Source organism: Nostoc sp. (assembly GCF_036919675.1).
GTDB lineage: Bacteria > Cyanobacteriota > Cyanobacteriia > Cyanobacteriales > Nostocaceae > Nostoc.
Map to the genome: position 1 here is coordinate 215,305 of NZ_JBALCP010000077.1, position 18,670 is coordinate 233,974.

General features: G+C 42.6%; 17 protein-coding genes. 10 read left to right on the forward strand and 7 right to left on the reverse strand.

Going from position 1 to position 18,670, the window contains the following annotated elements:
- Nucleotides 1–342: 342 nt before the first annotated feature.
- The gene (locus tag V7K49_RS16915; protein ID WP_335147401.1) at nucleotides 343–615 is read left to right on the forward strand and encodes a TatA/E family twin arginine-targeting protein translocase; all 273 of its coding nucleotides are present in this window, start codon (nucleotides 343–345) and stop codon (nucleotides 613–615) included.
- Between the two features lie 30 nt (nucleotides 616–645).
- A complete protein-coding gene (gene pth, locus V7K49_RS16920; RefSeq protein ID WP_273765899.1) occupies nucleotides 646–1,287 on the forward strand; it encodes an aminoacyl-tRNA hydrolase in 642 nt (213 codons plus the stop codon).
- A gap of 536 nt (nucleotides 1,288–1,823) precedes the next feature.
- Here pth and V7K49_RS16925 read toward each other — a convergent pair.
- Nucleotides 1,824–2,168 carry a hypothetical protein gene (locus tag V7K49_RS16925; RefSeq protein ID WP_335206517.1) on the reverse strand — a complete coding sequence of 115 codons (345 nt, stop codon included), beginning with the start codon at nucleotides 2,166–2,168 and terminating at the stop codon, nucleotides 1,824–1,826.
- Between the two features lie 385 nt (nucleotides 2,169–2,553).
- Here V7K49_RS16925 and V7K49_RS16930 point away from each other — a divergent pair, with 385 nt between their 5' ends.
- Nucleotides 2,554–3,396: an SPFH domain-containing protein gene (locus tag V7K49_RS16930; RefSeq protein ID WP_273765897.1), complete on the forward strand. Its 843-nt coding sequence runs from the start codon at nucleotides 2,554–2,556 to the stop codon at nucleotides 3,394–3,396.
- Here V7K49_RS16930 and folP read toward each other — a convergent pair.
- Entirely contained in the window at nucleotides 3,393–4,253 is an 861-nt protein-coding gene (gene folP / locus V7K49_RS16935; protein WP_334868881.1) for a dihydropteroate synthase, read from the reverse strand. The two genes, V7K49_RS16930 and folP, sit on opposite strands and share 4 nt — an antisense overlap.
- 52 nt (nucleotides 4,254–4,305) lie before the next feature.
- Nucleotides 4,306–5,037, reverse strand: coding sequence for a triose-phosphate isomerase (gene tpiA, locus V7K49_RS16940; protein WP_334868879.1), 732 nt, complete (start codon nucleotides 5,035–5,037; stop codon nucleotides 4,306–4,308).
- A gap of 35 nt (nucleotides 5,038–5,072) precedes the next feature.
- On the opposite strand from tpiA, the gene V7K49_RS16945 reads away from it, so the two are divergent.
- Together V7K49_RS16945 and V7K49_RS16950 are read left to right on the forward strand one after the other, a co-directional pair.
- Entirely contained in the window at nucleotides 5,073–5,237 is a 165-nt protein-coding gene (locus V7K49_RS16945) for a hypothetical protein (RefSeq protein WP_335206518.1), read from the forward strand.
- Nucleotides 5,238–5,616: 379 nt separating this feature from the next.
- The gene (locus V7K49_RS16950) at nucleotides 5,617–7,098 is read left to right on the forward strand and encodes a GTP-binding protein (RefSeq protein WP_335206519.1); all 1,482 of its coding nucleotides are present in this window, start codon (nucleotides 5,617–5,619) and stop codon (nucleotides 7,096–7,098) included.
- A gap of 18 nt (nucleotides 7,099–7,116) precedes the next feature.
- Here the strand turns inward: V7K49_RS16950 and V7K49_RS16955 are convergent, their stop codons facing one another.
- The 3 genes from V7K49_RS16955 to V7K49_RS16965 form a co-directional block, all read right to left on the reverse strand.
- Complete coding sequence (locus V7K49_RS16955) at nucleotides 7,117–8,148, reverse strand: HNH endonuclease (RefSeq protein WP_335206520.1); 1,032 nt, start codon at nucleotides 8,146–8,148, stop codon at nucleotides 7,117–7,119.
- Between the two features lie 502 nt (nucleotides 8,149–8,650).
- Nucleotides 8,651–8,890, reverse strand: a complete 240-nt coding sequence (locus tag V7K49_RS16960) for a hypothetical protein (protein ID WP_335206521.1) — start codon at nucleotides 8,888–8,890, stop codon at nucleotides 8,651–8,653.
- A gap of 125 nt (nucleotides 8,891–9,015) precedes the next feature.
- The gene (locus V7K49_RS16965) at nucleotides 9,016–10,668 is read right to left on the reverse strand and encodes a mechanosensitive ion channel (protein ID WP_335206522.1); all 1,653 of its coding nucleotides are present in this window, start codon (nucleotides 10,666–10,668) and stop codon (nucleotides 9,016–9,018) included.
- A gap of 199 nt (nucleotides 10,669–10,867) precedes the next feature.
- On the opposite strand from V7K49_RS16965, the gene V7K49_RS16970 reads away from it, so the two are divergent.
- Nucleotides 10,868–11,311, forward strand: coding sequence for an SRPBCC family protein (locus V7K49_RS16970; RefSeq protein ID WP_335206524.1), 444 nt, complete (start codon nucleotides 10,868–10,870; stop codon nucleotides 11,309–11,311).
- 1,332 nt (nucleotides 11,312–12,643) lie between these two features.
- Here V7K49_RS16970 and V7K49_RS16975 read toward each other — a convergent pair.
- Nucleotides 12,644–13,468 carry a SirB1 family protein gene (locus V7K49_RS16975; protein ID WP_335206526.1) on the reverse strand — a complete coding sequence of 275 codons (825 nt, stop codon included), beginning with the start codon at nucleotides 13,466–13,468 and terminating at the stop codon, nucleotides 12,644–12,646.
- Nucleotides 13,469–13,963: 495 nt separating this feature from the next.
- Here V7K49_RS16975 and V7K49_RS16980 point away from each other — a divergent pair, with 495 nt between their 5' ends.
- The 4 genes from V7K49_RS16980 to atpC all read left to right on the forward strand — a co-directional run bounded on the left by V7K49_RS16980 (nucleotide 13,964) and on the right by atpC (nucleotide 18,535).
- Entirely contained in the window at nucleotides 13,964–14,644 is a 681-nt protein-coding gene (locus V7K49_RS16980) for a PEP-CTERM sorting domain-containing protein (RefSeq protein ID WP_335206527.1), read from the forward strand.
- A 745-nt stretch (nucleotides 14,645–15,389) separates the two neighbouring features.
- Complete coding sequence (locus V7K49_RS16985; protein ID WP_335206529.1) at nucleotides 15,390–16,190, forward strand: PEP-CTERM sorting domain-containing protein; 801 nt, start codon at nucleotides 15,390–15,392, stop codon at nucleotides 16,188–16,190.
- Nucleotides 16,191–16,565: 375 nt separating this feature from the next.
- A complete protein-coding gene (atpD, locus tag V7K49_RS16990; RefSeq protein ID WP_334868860.1) occupies nucleotides 16,566–18,014 on the forward strand; it encodes a F0F1 ATP synthase subunit beta in 1,449 nt (482 codons plus the stop codon).
- A gap of 107 nt (nucleotides 18,015–18,121) precedes the next feature.
- The gene (gene atpC, locus V7K49_RS16995) at nucleotides 18,122–18,535 is read left to right on the forward strand and encodes an ATP synthase F1 subunit epsilon (RefSeq protein ID WP_298905807.1); all 414 of its coding nucleotides are present in this window, start codon (nucleotides 18,122–18,124) and stop codon (nucleotides 18,533–18,535) included.
- Nucleotides 18,536–18,670 lie beyond the last annotated feature (135 nt).

Below are 18,670 nucleotides of genomic sequence, written 5' to 3' on the forward strand. Positions count from 1 at the left end.
CGTAGGGTACGTAACGCAGTGGAGTGAAGCAATCTCAGTCTTTGCGATTGCAACTCTTGGAGACGCTACCGCGAACACTTCTTACCCTTCTCTACGAAAGGCTGCGCCAACGGGAACGCCAAAGGCGAACGCAATGACGAACTATCTTATATTTATTTAAATTCATCTACTTAACGCACCTACATTTAAATTTCTTAAGATAGCTGGAAATATTAGCGCTGACTTACTTAAGCCATTACTCGCTCGTGGGGCGATCATCGCTTTCTATAATAAGGGATTATTGAGTAGACTACATAAATATGTGAGTCTATGTAGTGGTTCTATAGTTTACAGGAGACAAAAATGAATATATTTGGTATCGGTCTGCCGGAAATGGCTGTAATTATGGTAGTGGCGCTGTTAATCTTTGGCCCAAAGAAGCTGCCAGAAATTGGTCGGAGTGTCGGCAAAACAATTCGTAGTTTCCAAGAAGCTTCCAAGGATTTTCAAAACGAGTTTCAAAAAGAAGCAGAACAGTTAGAAGAAACTGTAAAGACTACTGCTGAATTGGAACCTAAGCAAATCCACCCTGCTAAATCTGAGCAGGATACCGCTAGTTCTTCCCAACCTAGCTAGGATGCTGGATATCAATTGACTGTAGCCAAAATGACAGAAGCTGTTACGCAACCAGCTTTGGTGATTCCCCAGCTAATTGTCGGGCTGGGGAATCCAGAAGCTAAATACGACCAAACACGCCATAATATCGGCTTTGCTGCTCTAGAAACTCTCTCCCGTTCTTGGCGCATTCCCTTAGCAGAAAACCGCAAGTTTCAGGGTGAGTATGGCGAAGGTATGGCCCCAGGTGGAGGTAAGATTCGCTTGCTAAAGCCGTTAACTTATATGAATCGCTCAGGACAGTCAATACAAGCGGTAACAAGTTGGTATAAATTGCCGCCTGAGTTAGTGCTAGTGATTTATGACGATATGGATTTGCCTTTGGGGAAAACTCGCCTGCGGTTGTCTGGTTCAGCTGGGGGACATAACGGCATGAAAAGTGCGATCGCACATCTTAGTACCCAAAACTTTCCCCGTTTGCGAATCGGTATTGGTAAACCGAAAGGTGCAGCTAATAACGATGATTCTGATGCTATCTCTCATGTGCTGGGGCGATTTTCCGCAGCCGAAAATCAGCAGATGTCTCTTGTACTTCAGTTCGTGGTTGAGTGTATTGAACTAAGCCTCAAGCAGGGAGTAGAAAAGGCGATGAATCTTTGTAATAGCCGCACCATTAATAATTCTGAGTCTTAGAGGTAGATGAATACTGCCTTTCGTAGGGGCACAGAAAAAGCTCATTGGTGTCAACTTAAGCTTAAACTCCTTTAAAACCTCGTTAAGAGCCTCTGGCTGGAAATAGACCTCATAGCGGTGCCACAAGTCTTGAGACGGCAGCCCCCCCATTACTCATTCCCAGTCAGAGACTCTTGAGGAGACAATCTCTAAAAGCTGGTTCTATAGCGATTCTCATTTGAATGAAATACACGGGTAGGGACACGCCATTGCCATGTTCTACCTTGTATCTGTCTGTTATATGTGGTTAATCATTTTTTCTGTACCTTACCCATGCAGGAACCGCTGTATACCATTTCTTTGTGAGCCTGCACTAAATTTTCTTGACTTCTTATTTCTTTCTTTGTATCCTTTGTGAGAGCAGTCGCTCCAACTTTGGGAAAGTTCACAACGCGCTGCCTCCCCTTTGCGGTTCTTTCCTCATATATGGTGCATCTTCATACAGAATTGGTATTAGCTACTAATAAACATGAGAAGATAGATTATATTTACAGATTTTAAAAGTTGATTCTGCCCTCATTCAATAATTTATATCCGGCTGCTAATGTGGCGAAAGCAATTATGAAATTCCATAAGCTAGTTGGCTTTAAAATAACTCCACCGCTTAAAAAAACTAGTACTATGCCAATGCCTAGAAAAATCCATCCTAAGTTACCAGTTTCTCTACGAAAAAAAACTAATGCAAATACACCTGTCATAGTTGTCAAAACTGAAGCTGTAGCAGGTAATCTTCCGTAAAAATATGAATAGTAACTGCTAACAAATATGATATTTTGACCAAAAAAGTATAAGCCGATGAAAAGTAGGATTAAACCTATAAGTTTGATTAACAACCTGCCCATAATATTTTTACATTTTTAATGACTGAAGCCAATTTAAATCCGATTATAGTGGAGTTTTTAAAATTATCATAAATTTTACATTGAATTAGATAATATTGCATGAATATACTGAAAGACTTTCCGGCTGTCTGAAGATATCAGTACAAATAATGTTGATTAGATAAACTAGTCCTTGCCAGGGTGTGATCAAGGTGCTTTAATAGCGATCGCATTCTGCGAAACTCTCGTACTTACAGAATATGTATAAGCCTTGCAGCGACTCGACATCAGACATCGCTGCTAGTATTGATAAAATTACAGACTCAAAACATGAAACTCAAAGATATGACAAGCTAGTAGCATATCCTTGACACTAAATTCTCCCAAAAGCTGAATAGGAGTATATATGGAGCCAATCATTTTTATAGTTTTAGTGCTTATAGGTTATGCCTTAGGTTCTGCAAAACTGATTAATCAAGGTAATGAAGCCCTAGTCGAACGCCTGGGGCGGTATCATCGGAAACTTAAACCTGGGCTGAACTTTATTGTTCCCTTGGTCGATCAGGTTGTGATGGAAGATACTACACGAGAGCAGTTTTTAGACATCAAACCTCAGAATGTGATCACCCAAGATAATATTTACGTGGAAGTGGACGCTATTGTGTACTGGCGCATTAGAGATATTGAGAAAAGCTTTTATGCTATTGAGGATCTGCAAGGGGCACTGACACAGGTAACCACAACTACGCTGCGGGAAATCATTGCCCAGAACACCCTAGAGCAGACCAATGTCTCCAGGGCGGAGATGGACACAGCCCTCTTAGACCAGTTGAATAATATAACGGTAGATTGGGGAATTGATATTCTCCGGTTAGACCTTCAGAGTATTACACTACCTGAGAGTGTACGAAAGTCGAGGGAAGAAGAGCAAGCCGCTGTAATCAAAAAACGGGCGCTGATTACTGAAGCAGAAGGGGAAAAGGAAGCTGCCATTAAAAAAGCAGAAGGAACTATGGCTTCAGTGCAAATCATTTCTCAAGCTCTCCGTTCCAATCCAGATAGTAGGGACATTTTGCGGTATCTTGTGGCTCAAGATTACGTAGATGCTAGCCAAAAACTTGGTGAGAGCAATAATGCCAAAATTGTCTTTGTAGATCCAGCCAACTCAAGTGAAATGTTTCATGAGTTGATCGGCGAGTCAGTAACTCAAGAAGGTAACGGCAAAAAACACGAAAACGGTAATACCTAACAGTCACGCTGTGCGGCTTGTCTCAATAGGGCATCGGCTACTAATGAAACCTCGCGCATTTCTTGAACATCATGAACTCGCAGAATATCAGCGCCATTAAAAATAGCAGCACAACAAGCTGCTGCCGTTCCCCAAACTCGGGCTTTTGGATCTGGTTGATTTAAAATGCGACCAATGAAACTTTTGCGAGATGCTCCTACCAAGATAGGACAGTTGAGTGGTGCGAGCGATCGCAAGCGGCGAAAAATTTCTAAATTTTGCTCATAGTTCTTAGCAAAGCCAATACCAGGATCAATAATAATTTTATCCCGCTCAATGCCCGCAGCAGTTGCTACCCTAATTTGCCGAGCCAAAAAACTATAAATCTCTGCCAGCAAATCTTGATAATCAGTCTGTTGTTGCATTGTCTGTGGTCTTCCCCGGATGTGCATTAAAATTATCGGCACACCTAACTCTGCCACTGTTGGCAACATTTCTGAGTCAAAAGTGCCGCCAGAAATATCATTAATAATATCCGCTCCAGCTTCTACAGATGCCCTGGCTACAGCAGCACGAGTTGTATCTACAGAAATCGGGACTGAAATTTCTGGTCTTAGCACCTGTAACACTGACAGTACTCGGTCAAGTTCCTCTGCCAGAGTTATTTGCTTTGCCCCCGGTCGAGTTGATTGACCGCCCACATCGATAATGTCAGCACCAGCAGCTACCAGTGCTTGCGCCTGTACTAAAGCAGCAGAGGTAGTGTTAAACTCACCCCCATCGCTAAAGCTATCAGGCGTCACATTCAAAATGCCCATCAAATAAGTCCGCTGTCCCCACTCAAAACAGCGTCCTCGAATTATCAAGTTGCTTGGCATAAATCTACATTAGGCATTCCCATGCTCTGCATGGGAACGAGAAGAAGGCACATTACACTGACTGAAAATTCACAATCCGAGCGAAACTCTCAGGTTCTAGACTTGATCCTCCCACTAAAACACCATCAATTTCTGGTTGAGCCATGATTTCATCAATATTATTTGGCTTGACTGAGCCGCCATATTGAATTGATACATTCGGATTACTCAACTTGCTCCGAATTAAGCCAATTATCCGATTCGCCTCCGTTACTTCACAAGTATCACCAGTACCGATCGCCCAAATAGGTTCGTAGGCAATCACCAAATTTTCCTGATCAATATCTACCAAGCCTTTGTCGAGTTGGAGAGTAATCACTGATTCAGCTTCTCCCGCATCTCGTTGTTGTTTAGTTTCGCCAACACATAAAATTGGGGTCAAACCAAACCTTTGAGCAGCTCGGAGGCGCAGATTAACGGTTGCATCCGTTTCGCCAAAGTATTGCCTTCGTTCACTATGACCGACAATCACAAAGCGCACACCAATTTCTGTGAGCATTGGGCCAGAAATCTCGCCTGTATAGGCTGCATATTCTTCCCAATGAACATTTTGTGCCCCCAGGTGGATGAGGCTACCGTGCAAACTCTGGGACAAAAGGCTTAGATCAGTGAACGGAGGGCACAATATCACTTCTCGCTCTTCGGGGCTTTCCTCTAAGTGGGGCAGAAATCCTTGTAAAAACTCCTGGGTCTCTGCCTGGGTTTTGAACATTTTCCAGTTGCCGGCAATAACGATTTTCCGCACAGGTAATTTAGTCAAGATCCTAACGAGTTATTTAGATGCATTTTTCAGTTTATGACTTTTTGTTAGCCATTAGTCCACTAGTACCGCAAGGCGGAAGTCGAAAGTCAAAAGTTAAGGCTTCGGCTTCTCTACGAGACGCTACGCGAACGCTCAACCTTGACCCTGAGCGCAGTCGTTGGCGCAGCCTCTCTAAGAGTTAGGTCAAAAGTCAAAAGTATTATGGAATTAAGCTCTTTAGTGGTTTTCAATGGTCTGCTTATTTACGCCGTGCTGTACTAGTTGGACATTGGGAATAGGGGATGAGTCTTTAATACTCGCTGACGAGTCTTTGATACTCGTGAATGAGTCTTTGATACTCGCCAACGAGTCTTTGATACTCGTGAATGAGTCTTTGATACTCGCCAACGAGTCTTTGATACTCGCCAACGAGTCTTTGAACTCCGTTAATGAGTCTTTAACTTCCACTCTTGTGTCCCACTGCTCCCCCTGCTCCCTTATCTCCACAAACCCCTGTTAAAAATAACTAGGATAAGAGACAGGGCTAATTTAAAAATCCCAAATTTCAAATCTCAAATTGATATGACTTCGACATTGCCCGTGCCTGAACCTGATCAAAGCGATTCTGCCAACACTGACGCAAATTCTCTCAGCTGGGAGGAAGAACTGGATAATGCCATTTTCAGTTTTGAAGATATTCAGACGGAACTGAATTATAAACAAGCACAAACGGCACTGCGAAACTTGGTAGCCAATCTCGACCTCACTCCCCAAGAAAAAACCGGATTGGAGACGGAAATTGCTGATTTGGAAACCATGCTAGGGAAGTTAGACCGCATGGTGGTGCAGATTGCGGCTTTTGGGATGGTGGGACGTGGTAAGTCTTCGCTACTCAATGCTTTGGTTGGGCAAACAGTATTTAAAACTGGGCCGCTGCACGGTGTCACCCGGGCTGCACAAACAGTTCATTGGAGTATTAATGAGGAAGCGATTGGGGAAACTGACCGAGCTTTGCGAGTCACTCTCCCTGGTGTAGGTCAATCGCAGGTGGAATTAATTGACACTCCTGGGTTAGACGAAGTAGATGGTGCAACCCGGGCCGCATTAGCTGAACAGATTGCCAAACAAGCGGATCTGATTCTGTTTGTGATATCTGGCGACATGACAAAGCTAGAATACGTTGCCCTTTCTCAGTTGCGGGAAGCAGGTAAACCGATCATTCTGGTGTTCAACAAAGTAGACCAGTATCCAGAAGCAGACCGGATGGCAATTTATCACAAAATCCGGGATGAAAGGGTGCGGGAATTACTCACACCTCTAGAAATTGTTATGGCTGCGGCATCGCCATTGGTGAAGACGGCGATTCGTCGTTCTGATGGTACCAGGGGCATACAGTTGCGTACAGGTAATGCCAAAGTAGAGGAACTCAAGCTGAAAATCTTGGAGATTTTGCATCGTGAGGGTAAAGCTTTGGTTGCCCTCAATACTATGCTTTATGCCGACATTGTAAATGAGCAGTTGGTAGAGCGAAAACTGATGATTCGGGAACAGAATGCCAATCAGTTGATTTGGAAGGCTGTGATGACTAAGGCATTAGCGATCGCACTCAATCCCTTAACTGTGGTAGATATTCTCAGTAGTGTGGTTATTGATATTGCTCTGATTTTGGGTTTATCTAAACTCTATGGCTTCTCGATGACCGAAGCAGGGGCTGTACAACTGCTACAAAAAATCGCCCTGAGTATGGGCGGAATTGGTGCTAGTGAACTGTTGGCAAATTTGGGCTTGAGTGGATTAAAAACTTTACTTGGGATCTCTGCAACAGCTACAGGTGGCATTGCGCTAGGCCCTTATATATCGGTGGCACTCACGCAAGGGGGAGTAGCTGGTGTTTCTTCTTACGGTATTGGACAAGTGACCAAAGTTTATTTAGCCAATGGTGCGACTTGGGGACCTGATGGACCGAAAGCAGTGATTAATCGGATTTTGGCAAACCTGGATGAGACTTCAATTCTCAACCGCATTAAAGATGAATTACTCCACAAGGTAAAACTCAAAAAGTAAGCAGGTCAAAACACTATTTCAGAGCGCAGAACCATCAAAGGCAGTCTTGTAAGCATCAGCAGCTTCTATCCCAAAACCTCCAGCTTCGACATGACGAACTAGGGATTGAATGATTGGTGTAGCAATACTAATACTAAATAAAGCATTGAAGCCTGCGACAACCACTGGTGCTGACAAAATGACTGTCAATTCTGGAAATAAAGCTAATACAGCCACTAAAACTAAAAAAACAATTGGTGTAGCAATACCTGCTGCCTTTGCTGCTTCAAAAATTAGATTTTTATACTCTTCAACAGTAATCTCGCCCCGATAAAGATCCAAAGAGTAGGAAATCGCCGTTACTACAACTTGGGTGAGAATAGCTGTTCCTGTGGCAGTAATGCCAAGTCTAGCGATTGTTCCAGAATTGCTAACAATAGAATCTACCGCATTATAAATCCGAATATAAAACTGTTCGCCAACAGTCATTACTTTCGCACCTCGACGGAGATTGTCAACACCTACTTCCCAAAGGATATTATCAGCAGCATTCGATCCACCTTGGGAACGTGGATTGATGTGGCTACCGTGCTTATCTCTAAGAAATTGCCGAATTGTATATTCTTTGGCTTCAAGCTTTGATGTGCCAGGAATTTTCTCAAAAAGCTTCATAACATCCGCATCAGAGCGAGGTAAGTCTCCCACTCGAACACCAGCACGATATCTCAGCCTATTTGCAATCTTTGGCATCTCTTGGGCTAATTCAGCAGCTGTCTTTGGTAAATTTTGCAAAGCATCAGCCATTACCATACTAGATGCAGCAACTCCAACAGCAGTTTGTTCAAATGTTTTACTAACATTTTGAAGAGTTTGAAAACCTGACTGTGCTGCTATGGTTGACAAACTTTGTAAATCATTAACTGCATGGATACTTGAAGTAGTCATCTCGGTAGTAGCGTTTTTGATCCCATCAACTACCTCATCTATTCCATTTATGGCATTGTTGGCTACTTCTTGAGCTTTATCTCTAACCGTATCTGCCAAATTCTGTGCTTGATTGATAAAATCCATGTTTTAGTAACCTTTCATTTCTGCTGTGAAGTATTTGCTCCAGTTTCTCTTTCTAAAACTAAGAACCACCTCAGCATTAATGACGAATTTATTCCCAAAATTGTTAAAGAGATAGTAATCAATTTATATCGGTTGTGTATATTACTTTAAAAAATTGAACTATCCGACTATTGGTCTGTCAAACCTATTTTGACGGTTAGAGAGACGCGATAAATCGCCGTATCTACAGAAAATCTATTCGTCAATTATTTCTTGATAGACTACTAGTTTGACTCCTTCAGAGGATGTTTTAAAAGTAATATTGTAATTTTAAAGCGAGCGCTGATTATTACCAAAGTTAAAAATTTGGGTAGGTAGCTCCCTTCTATGAGCCTACTCTGCTGCAAGATAGAACTTTCCTGGATGCGATCTTAGTTAACGGCACTAAAAATACCCTTTGAAAATTTATTAATTTAATTTTTTCAAGTTACAAAAATATTGTGAATACTCGATTGCGCGACTTTTAACCCGGAACTTCGACCTTTGAACTCGCAACTTCGACCTTTAAACTCGGAACTTCAACTTTTGAACTCGGAACTTGAGCTTCAGAACTCGAAACTTCGACCTCTGAACCCGAAACTTCGACCTCTGAACCCGAAACTTCGACCTCTGAACCCGGAACTTCGACCTCTGAACCCGGAACTTCAACTTTTGAACTCGGAACTTGAGCTTTAGAACTCGAAACGTCAAATTCTACACTCAAACTCCGAGCTTCTAAACTCTAACTTTCAACCTTTTAGGCACAATTGCCGATATATTTTATCCACTATTGATGCTTAGGGCTACACTTTCCTTTCTTTACAGACGAAATTGCGCCTTCATCAACTTTTAGTTTCTACCTTTGAAAGAGTTTAGCCATTCTTGAACTTGTTCGCGGGCAATATCGCGCCCCCCAAGACCAAAGGCTAGAGCAATAGCAACAGCGATCGCACCTAGTAAAAGTCCAAAGGCTAAATTCACAATATCACTGGCAACTCCAATCTGTTGCAGTGCCATTGCCGAGACTAAGGCAATGATCGCAATCCGCGCCACTTGACCCAAAATCTGTGCCTGGCGATCGCCGGAACTGGTAATGATGTTAAAAGCCAGATTTGCCAGGAATAAGCCAATGGCAAATATTACTAATCCTGCCAAAATTCGCCCGAATATGATCACAATTCCAGACACTAATGCAGTCAGGGCTGGAATATTCAGGATATTCACCGCCGCCACCGTTGCAAACAGCATGATCCCTACTAAGGCAACAATACCTGCAATTTCCGATGGCGTGCGGCTTGGAATCGAGGGAGTTGTTGGTTCTGTTGAAATTACAATTCGTCTGCTGGGTGTTGTCAAACCCAGTATGCTGAAAATGTTATTAAAGCCTAAATTGGTGAGGATACTTGTAACCAAATCCGCTACAAACCGCCCGATAAAATAGGCAACAATCCAAATTGCCACGGCTGTAAAGATGGCAGGTAGAGCGTTGAGAACCTGTTGCAGCATTGCGATCGCCGGGACAGATATCGCATCAATTCGCAAGGCATTCAGCGCTGCGATCGCTACAGGAATTAAAATCAAAACATAGACAATTGTGCCGATAATACTCGATAAAGGTTGCACCCCCGCAGCCGAAGATAATCCCAACCGACTACCTAAACGGTCGATGCCAGTTGTCACCAGCAAGTTCGTCACAATCCGCCGCACCACATTAGCGATGAACCAGCCAACTACAGCAATTAATATCGCCGCTAAAATGTTCGGCAGAATTAGCAGAACTTCTGTAATTAGAGCTTGTACTGGTTGTAGAGCCTGCTGTAGTCCGAGAGTATCCAAAACTGGGGCGAGAAACAGTAAAAATATAAACCAATACAGAGCGTTGCCAATCGTCTCACTTAGAGACATCTGATTGAGGCTAAATGGCCTGTCTTCTGGTTCTGGATTCAAACGCTCATCCAGGTTAAATGCCTGTAATGAGCGCACAGTGATAATCTTCACAATGGTCGCCAAAAACCAGGCAGTTACCAAAATGATTCCCGCACCAACCAACTTTGGCAAAAAGCCAATAAGTTGATTGAGAAAATTATTTAGGGGTCGAGACGCTATCTCCAGATCCAATGTCTGTAAAACAGCTACCGCCGTCAACAAGATAATGCTCCAAAAGACTAAGCTGGAGATTAATTTCTCCACTTGGGGAACATCTTGACGACCCGTTATCCCTGCGGCAATGCGGTTATCTATGTTTGTGCGATTGAGGATTCCTCGCGTCACTGCCGCTGCAATCGCTGCAATTAGCCAACCTACTAACAAAATTGCCACTGCCCCCAGCAGACGGGGTATAAACAGAATCAACTGTTGAACAATACCTTGCACATCAGCGATTCCTTGATTCACTGCTGGTTGCGCCAGTTGCAGGTTGGGCGATTGTGCCAAAAATTCCTGCACCCCCGTGGACAAAGCAACTCCTATCACCTGGGTTATTCCTTGCCAAGTTGTATTCATGGTTTTCGGGAATTAAGCTTAAGTATTCGCCGCAAACACTAAGTCAGTGTTTTGCCTATCAATTTACCAGTAAAAACGTACATCTATGGCATTGATATCAAGAGTAATTTTTGACTTTGTTACTAATATTTGATTTAATCTACTGTCAGTGCTGAATTTTGCGTTACTCTAATTGCAGCAACAGCACCAAAGATGTGGAATGTCCCAAGTTTTGGAACAATCGATTCAAATTAATGCTACAGCTACGGTGGTGGATCGCTGTATTAGCGATTTAACCCTCATGCACCGCTGGCTTAACCCCGTCCTCCGTTGCGAACCTGTGGGTGAAGCTTGGAGTACCGATGTCGGCAGTGAAAGTCGTTTTATTATTCAAATTCCTCTACTAAAACCCACGTTGAATAGCGTAGTTGTGGAACGACAACCGGGTTTAGTAGTTTGGGAGTTTCAGGGATTTTTTCAAGGGCGCGATCGCTGGGAATGTCAGCCAACAGAAAAAGGAACGCTTCTACTCAACCGCTTTGAGTACGATATCCCTAACCCCTTAATTAGTTGGGGTTTCAACACCTTTGCTGCGTCTTGGACAAAAGAAGATATGCAATCCCAGCTGCGCCGCCTCAAACGAGTCGCAGAAGAACAAGAATAATTCGATCATTAGGCATTTGGTATTGAGTTTTCCCAGTATTCCTGCCAAAAGCTGTCGGTGCTAACTACTGCAAGAAGGCAGAAGGCAGGGGTAGCAGAGAAAGCAGGGGGAGCAGGGGAAGAACAATAACTCTTGACCGTGCCAATTTTAGATTTTAGATTTAGGACTTACGCAAAAAACCTCTCAAACTCTTATTTCTCCGTGTCGCACCAGTTGCTTCTCCTAAGGGAGACGCTGCGCGTAGCTTGCTTCCCCGGAGGGGTACAAGTCGGGGAACCGCAAGGGCGTACTGGCTTCTCTGCGTCTTCTGTGGTTCGATTTTCCTTGCTTGTGCGTAAGTTTTAAAATTAAAAAATTGAAGAATTAAAAATTATTGGGGAGACACCAAGGGCGAACGGTAACTCAGCACTTTTTCAACTGGATAGTTATTTTTGCCAAGCTGTACTAGTTGGTCTCCTAACTATAGGACTCCGATTTTAGTTCTGAAAATATACTGAGACTGAAAAGCCCGTTTTATCAGGATTTGATCTGAAATCTTGTTCAAAAATCAGATATGAGTCCTATAGCTATGAACTTTGGTTCATGGCCAATAGTCCAATTCGTTCAAAAGGGACTGAAATCCTCTTTCAATCTTCTTTAAAAGACTTTTGCTATTACTCTGAGAATTCATTCTGAAGTAGTTGTTGAGAATACTGCTTCATCATTACCTTAAGTATAAACACAGATTTCAATCTTCTTTAAAAGACTTTTGCTATTACTCTGAGAATTCATTCTGAAGTAGTTGTTGAGAATACTGCTTCATCATTACCTTAAATATAAACACAGATTATAAGCTCTAGCAGATGTTCTTAAAAGCCTTATAAATTAAGTGTTTTTACGTTTTTCTTGCACATTATTAGCTTTGTTTATCAGTGAATTCTCTATAAAGTAGGTTAAAAAAGGTTTTCAATCATTAGAAACACGTATTAGTATCAAAAGCAGTGAAGGCAAACAGAAAGATTCGTTTATAAGGAAAATAAGACAATGACTGCTACAAGTATTTTGAAAAAGTTATCAATAGCTATCGGTACAGCATTTATAACTCTAGCGACTATTAGTACAGCACGCTTCTCTCATCGGTATCTTAGGCTTAGGTGCTTTCGGCATTACCTCTGTTCGCAAGCGCAAACAACAGCAAGCCGCAGTTAAGGCATAAGCATAAATTTTTATTTAAGCCATTTAATTTAACTAACCACTGCTGTATCAATGTTGCTGACACAGCATTTTTGATTTTGATACTTAAGTTGCAATCAAAGCTATTGTATCTTTCTCACCCAGTCCCTTTTACTTGATTCAACCATCCTTACCCAATTCGGTAAGTAGCCGCCGAATCATAGATGCATCCTCGGCATCAGGAACTTTTGCTAAATAATTTTGTAAGTCGTCTATGGCTTGAGGATAGTAACCGAGTTGATAGTATATCAGACCACGATCGCGCAATTCTAAAGTTAAATTAGGAAACAGCAACAACATTCGTTCAACTGCTGCTAGCGCTTTTTCTAACTCTTGCTGTTTCAGGTAAATAAATTTTAAATTTGTCAGCATCCGGGCCAAAAATTGTCGATGACTGACTACAGCTAAAAATTCTGGTTGTAGTGTCACGGGTTGCTGATAAAGTTGAGACAGCCGTTCCTCGCAATCTTGAGCAAATATTATTTCACCGCTACTGAAAGCATCCACAAAAATCTCTATATCTGGAACATCTGGGCGGATTAGGAAATGTCCTGGCATCCCCACACCCACCATCGGGAAATCAATCCGTCGGGCAACCTCCAGATAAACCAGTGCTAAGGTAATGGGAATCCCCAATCGGCGATCAATTACATCATTGAAAAAGCTGTTGCGCGGGTCGTAATAGTCAATTTTATTACCAGAAAACTTTAAATCATCGTAGAGATACTGATTAATACTTTGAACTATCCGCAAAGGATATCGTGAATCAGGCAGGCGTTCTTGAAGCTCCGATGCCATTGTATCAAGGGAATTAAGATATTCCTCTGGATCTAGGTTGGGATATTCTTCTTGTGCAATATATAAAGCTGCCTTTGCTAGGTCAATCTGCTCGTCAGACTGCTGAATCTCCTGATAAAAAAATTGTCGTGCTGACGAGAAATTCATAAGCTGTTACTCGGTGCAAGTATGAGGATGAAGCGGAAGTGGGTCTACCTTTATTTTAAGGAAATTCACGCCTAAATTATTCACCAAGATTGAAGTTTATAACTGCCGTGTTCGCTACAAGACACGGCAATTTTTTATTTTTATCAGCATTTGGGGACACCATACCGCAATTTTGTAGCATCAGGAACGCCGCCCCAAGTCTGGTTGTAGTATTTCCCAAACTTACGCAGCTTTGGATTTTTCGCTTGAATCAAACCCTATGGGTACAGGGGTAGTATAAAGCTGATATAAAAAAACATCCTAACTTTAACATTTTGTGTCTATGTATTTGCTAAAAAATATCTATTTAAGCCCGACGTTAACTCAGTTTTTACTACTATTTAATCAACTTCATAATTTAAAGTTTACGTATTTATACGCATATTTTATCCTCAATAAATAAATTAACCACTAAGGTATTTAAGAGGTACACAACAAGGAAATAAAGTGATTTGTATGACGACATCAACCGTTTTAAAACGTTTAAGCAAAATCAGTATAGCGATCGCAGCTTTTACTGCAATTGGAATTGCAACATCAGCTTCTGCTAGAGCTGCATCCATAGTTCTTCTAGAAGACAATTTTGACACCGAAAATGGCGGCACCGGGGTGTTAAACTATAACAAGTTTACCAATTGGAATGTTACAGATGGAACAGTTGACCTGATTGGTAGTAATAATTTTTATAACTACTTGCCAAACAACGGGCTATACGTAGATACAGATGGCTCATCATTAATGGCTGGCAAACTTGAATCTAAAGCAGCATTCACGTTTGATGTAGGTGACATCTTCAATCTAACTTTCCAGCTGGCTGGCGACCAAAGAAATAACGGTAACAACTCTGTGAACGTATCGTTGGGTAGCCTGTTTAACGAAAGATTTACGCTGCCATCGACCGATAACTTTACCACCTTTACTCGCAACATCACAGTCACCTCGGCTACAACCGCCAAATTGGCTTTCGATGGGGTTGGTGGAGATAATATTGGACTACTGCTGGATAACGTGAAATTGACTAAGACCACCTCTGTTCCTGAACCTACTTCCATACTCGGTGTCCTAGCCTTCGGTGCTTTCAGTGCTACTTCCCTTTGCAAGCGCAAACAGCTACAAAAGGCTGCCGTGAAAGCCTAAATTTCTTCTCACCTTCATTTTTGATACCTGCTGTGCCTGTTAGGCTAAAGCCGTAACACACCCTAACTTTTGATTTACTTTATAAATGGTCTCTTAGTAATTATTGATTGCTTAGATTCCGAAATAGTATTGAGAATATGTGTATTAGCTATTTGAATGAAATGGTACAGCACTGCTCTTTCTGCGATCGTCAGAGAGAGCAGATTTTTTATGTAAGCTTTTCTAAGCTAATCTAGCAAGCGTTAGCGTTGGCGTAGCCTCTCGTAGAGAAGCTTGCCGCAGGCATCGCTACCCTAAGTTTTTAACCACTGTGGCTTTCATAGCTAGGTATCATAACAGTGTGTTACCACGATATTTTTAAGTGTAACTCTGATTATATATACGTATAATCATTTTAGTAAATCTATCTTAAAGCTACAACTTAATTTTACAAAGCTTCAGTCAATTATCCACTTGATACTGGGTATATAAGTCGCCTTGCATCTAGGTTTTGGCTGTTATTTAATCTAATTTATAATATATCTGTTATGTGAATACACGTAAACATTATCGACACTAAATAAATTTGTAAGTAATCTAGGTGAATAAGCAAGTGAGGAAAACACTGATAATAATTTCCTTAATAACTAGAAAACAAAAGCTAAGTTTAAAACTTTAGTCATTTTCACTAGTGCTTATATCTGCGATCGCTGCGAAAGGCTGAATTTTACATGTCGGACTTAAGGCGTTATGTGCAATTTCGCCTATGTTTTTGCTGACATATTTGGTTGGGAAAACTCCTACTATGAAGCACCATTTTTTTGGAGAAATGTATTTTATGGCAATTTCAACTGTTATGAAAAACTTATCGATGGCTCCTGTTGGAGCAACATTTATAGCTCTGTCCACACTAGGCGTATCAAAGGCAGAAGCGGCAGTAACCGTTCTTAACTTTGAAGGAGTTGGGAATTTCAATTTTGTTGCGAATTTCTACGATACAGCTCCCCAAGACTTTGATATCACCTTCTCACCTAATGCATACGGTATTGTGGATAGTGATAATGGCGGTTCAGGCAGTTTTGGTGGTGAACCCAGCCCAAACACAGATCTATTCTTTCTAAATGGATCTACCGCAACTTTGAACGCACAAAATGGCTTTGACACTGGGCTTTCATTTTTCTATTCGGCGATCGATAGGCCAGGATTTGTCAACATATACGACGGACTTAACGCTACTGGAAACTTACTTGCCACTATAAATTTACCATTAACACCGTTCAATGCAGCACCTGACCCAACTGGCGTTTATAGCCCATTTGTTCCTATCGGCGTATCATTTTCAGGTATTGCCAAATCAGTAGATTTCACAGCAACAATCAGTGAGATTTTCTTTGACGATATCACCTTGGGTTCCGCAATCCCTGGTGGTTCAGGTTCCGCAATCCCTGGTGGTTCTCAATCTGTCCCTGAACCAGGTTCTATATTAGGTGTATTAGCAGTAGGTGCTTTCAGTGCTACTACGCTACTGAAGCGCAAACAGCAACAGAAAGCCGTAGCTAAAGGCTAAATATTATCTCAAAACTACTCTGATAACTGCTGTGTCTGCGATCGCCAGACACAGCATTTTTTTGTGTTGACACGCGTAACGGTTGTACAATATTTAGGGTAAATTGCTGCTATTTAAGCGGCTTGAACCAAAGCGATCGCAGCTTAAAAATGAGCTTGGTGAAAAACTAGGGTGTTAACTGGATAAAGAAAAAGCATCCACTCGTCTAGACAAGCTTGTCAGAACGAGAGTTACAGCTAAAGCAGTCAAGCTTCTTTTTAAGGAATTACTAAGGGAGTTGTGTCCCCTTGCGGTGCTACAGTGAAAGGTGACATTGCTTAATTATATGTCTTCTCCGACCTTATCTGAAATCTAGCTTCAATCATTAGGCGCAGCATGGTCACAACCGCAGAAAAAACAAACATTGGTTACATTACCCAAATCATTGGTCCAGTTGTAGACGTTAAATTTCCCGGCGGGAAATTGCCACAAATCTTCAACGCTTTGAAAATCATTGGCACCAACGAAGCTGGACAGGAAATCAACCTCACTGTTGAAGTACAGCAACTGCTGGGCGACAACCAGGTGCGGACTGTTGCGATGAGTTCCACCGAAGGCTTAGTGCGCGGTTTGGAAGTCACCGATACAGGCGCTCCCATCAGAGTACCAGTTGGTAAAGCCACTTTGGGCCGGATTTTCAACGTCCTTGGGGAACCTGTAGACAACAGGGGCCCAGTAAATGCTGAAGCAACTTTACCTATCCACCGCTCTGCTCCCAAATTCACTGACCTGGAAACTAAACCTTCGGTGTTCGAGACTGGGATTAAAGTTGTTGACCTTATGACTCCCTATCGACGCGGCGGTAAGATTGGTCTGTTCGGCGGTGCTGGTGTTGGTAAGACCGTAATCATGATGGAGTTGATCAACAACATTGCTACCCAGCACGGTGGAGTATCCGTATTTGCTGGCGTGGGTGAGCGCACCCGTGAAGGCAATGACCTCTACAACGAAATGATTGAATCTGGGGTGATCAACAAAGACAACCTCAATGAGTCAAAAATTGCTCTAGTCTACGGTCAAATGAACGAACCACCCGGAGCGAGAATGCGGGTTGGTCTTTCGGGATTGACAGTAGCAGAGTACTTCCGGGATGTGAACAAGCAGGATGTGCTGCTGTTTGTTGACAACATCTTCCGGTTTATCCAAGCAGGTTCGGAAGTATCCGCGCTCCTGGGTCGGATGCCCTCAGCGGTAGGATATCAGCCTACCTTGGGAACCGACGTAGGTGAACTGCAAGAGCGGATTACCTCAACTACAGAGGGTTCCATTACATCCATTCAGGCAGTGTACGTACCTGCGGATGACTTCACCGACCCCGCACCTGCTACCACCTTCGCCCACTTGGACGGTACAACATTGCTGTCTCGTGGTTTGGCAGCTAAAGGAATTTATCCCGCAGTTGACCCCCTTGGTTCAACTTCCACCATGCTCCAGCCCAACATTGTCGGTGACGAACACTACAATACTGCCCGTGCGGTGCAATCAACTCTGCAACGTTATAAAGAACTCCAAGACATTATCGCCATTCTCGGTCTAGATGAATTGTCTGAAGAAGACCGTCTGATCGTGGCGCGGGCGCGGAAAGTTGAGCGCTTCTTGTCCCAGCCGTTCTTTGTGGCAGAAGTATTCACCGGTTCTCCTGGTAAGTACGTGAAGTTGGAAGATACCATCAAAGGGTTCCAGAAGATTCTGTCTGGTGAGTTGGATGCTCTGCCAGAACAGGCTTTCTACTTGGTGGGCGATATTAACGAAGCGATCGCCAAAGCTGAGAAAATCAAAGGTTAGTCATTAGTCACAGACGCGATTAATCGCGTCTGTACATTAGTCATTAGTGCGATCGCTAATGACTAGTAACAAAAGACTGAGGACAGAAGACAAAGGACAAAAGACAAATGACATTAACCGTTCGTGTAATTTCCCCAGATAAAACAGTATGGGATGCCCCAGCTGAAGAAGTCGTTTTGCCTAGTACTACTGGTCAACTAGGTATCCTCACTGGACATGCACCACTTTTGACTGCCCTGGATACTGGTGTAATGCGAGTCCGTGCTGCTAAAAATGAGAATTGGCAAGCGATCGCTCTTTTGGGTGGCTTTGCCGAAGTCGAAGAAAATGAAGTAACAATTCTGGTTAACGGCGCTGAACGTGGCGACAAAATTAACCTTGAGGAAGCCCGTGCTGCTTACAACCAAGCAGAAGCGCGTCTAAGTCAAGTGTCAGCAGATGATCGCCAAGCCCAAATCCAGGCAACCCAAGGCTTCAAACGGGCCCGCGCTCGGTTTCAAGCCGCTGGTGGTTTGGTCTAATTTAACTTTCTATTTCAACTTTGTAGGTTGGGCAATGTTCAACCTACAAGATATTTATTAATTTTAAAAAAATTACGCCAAGTTTAAGAAATCGAGGCAAGCCTTGGTGAAGTGTTAAATTAACTAATTAGTTGC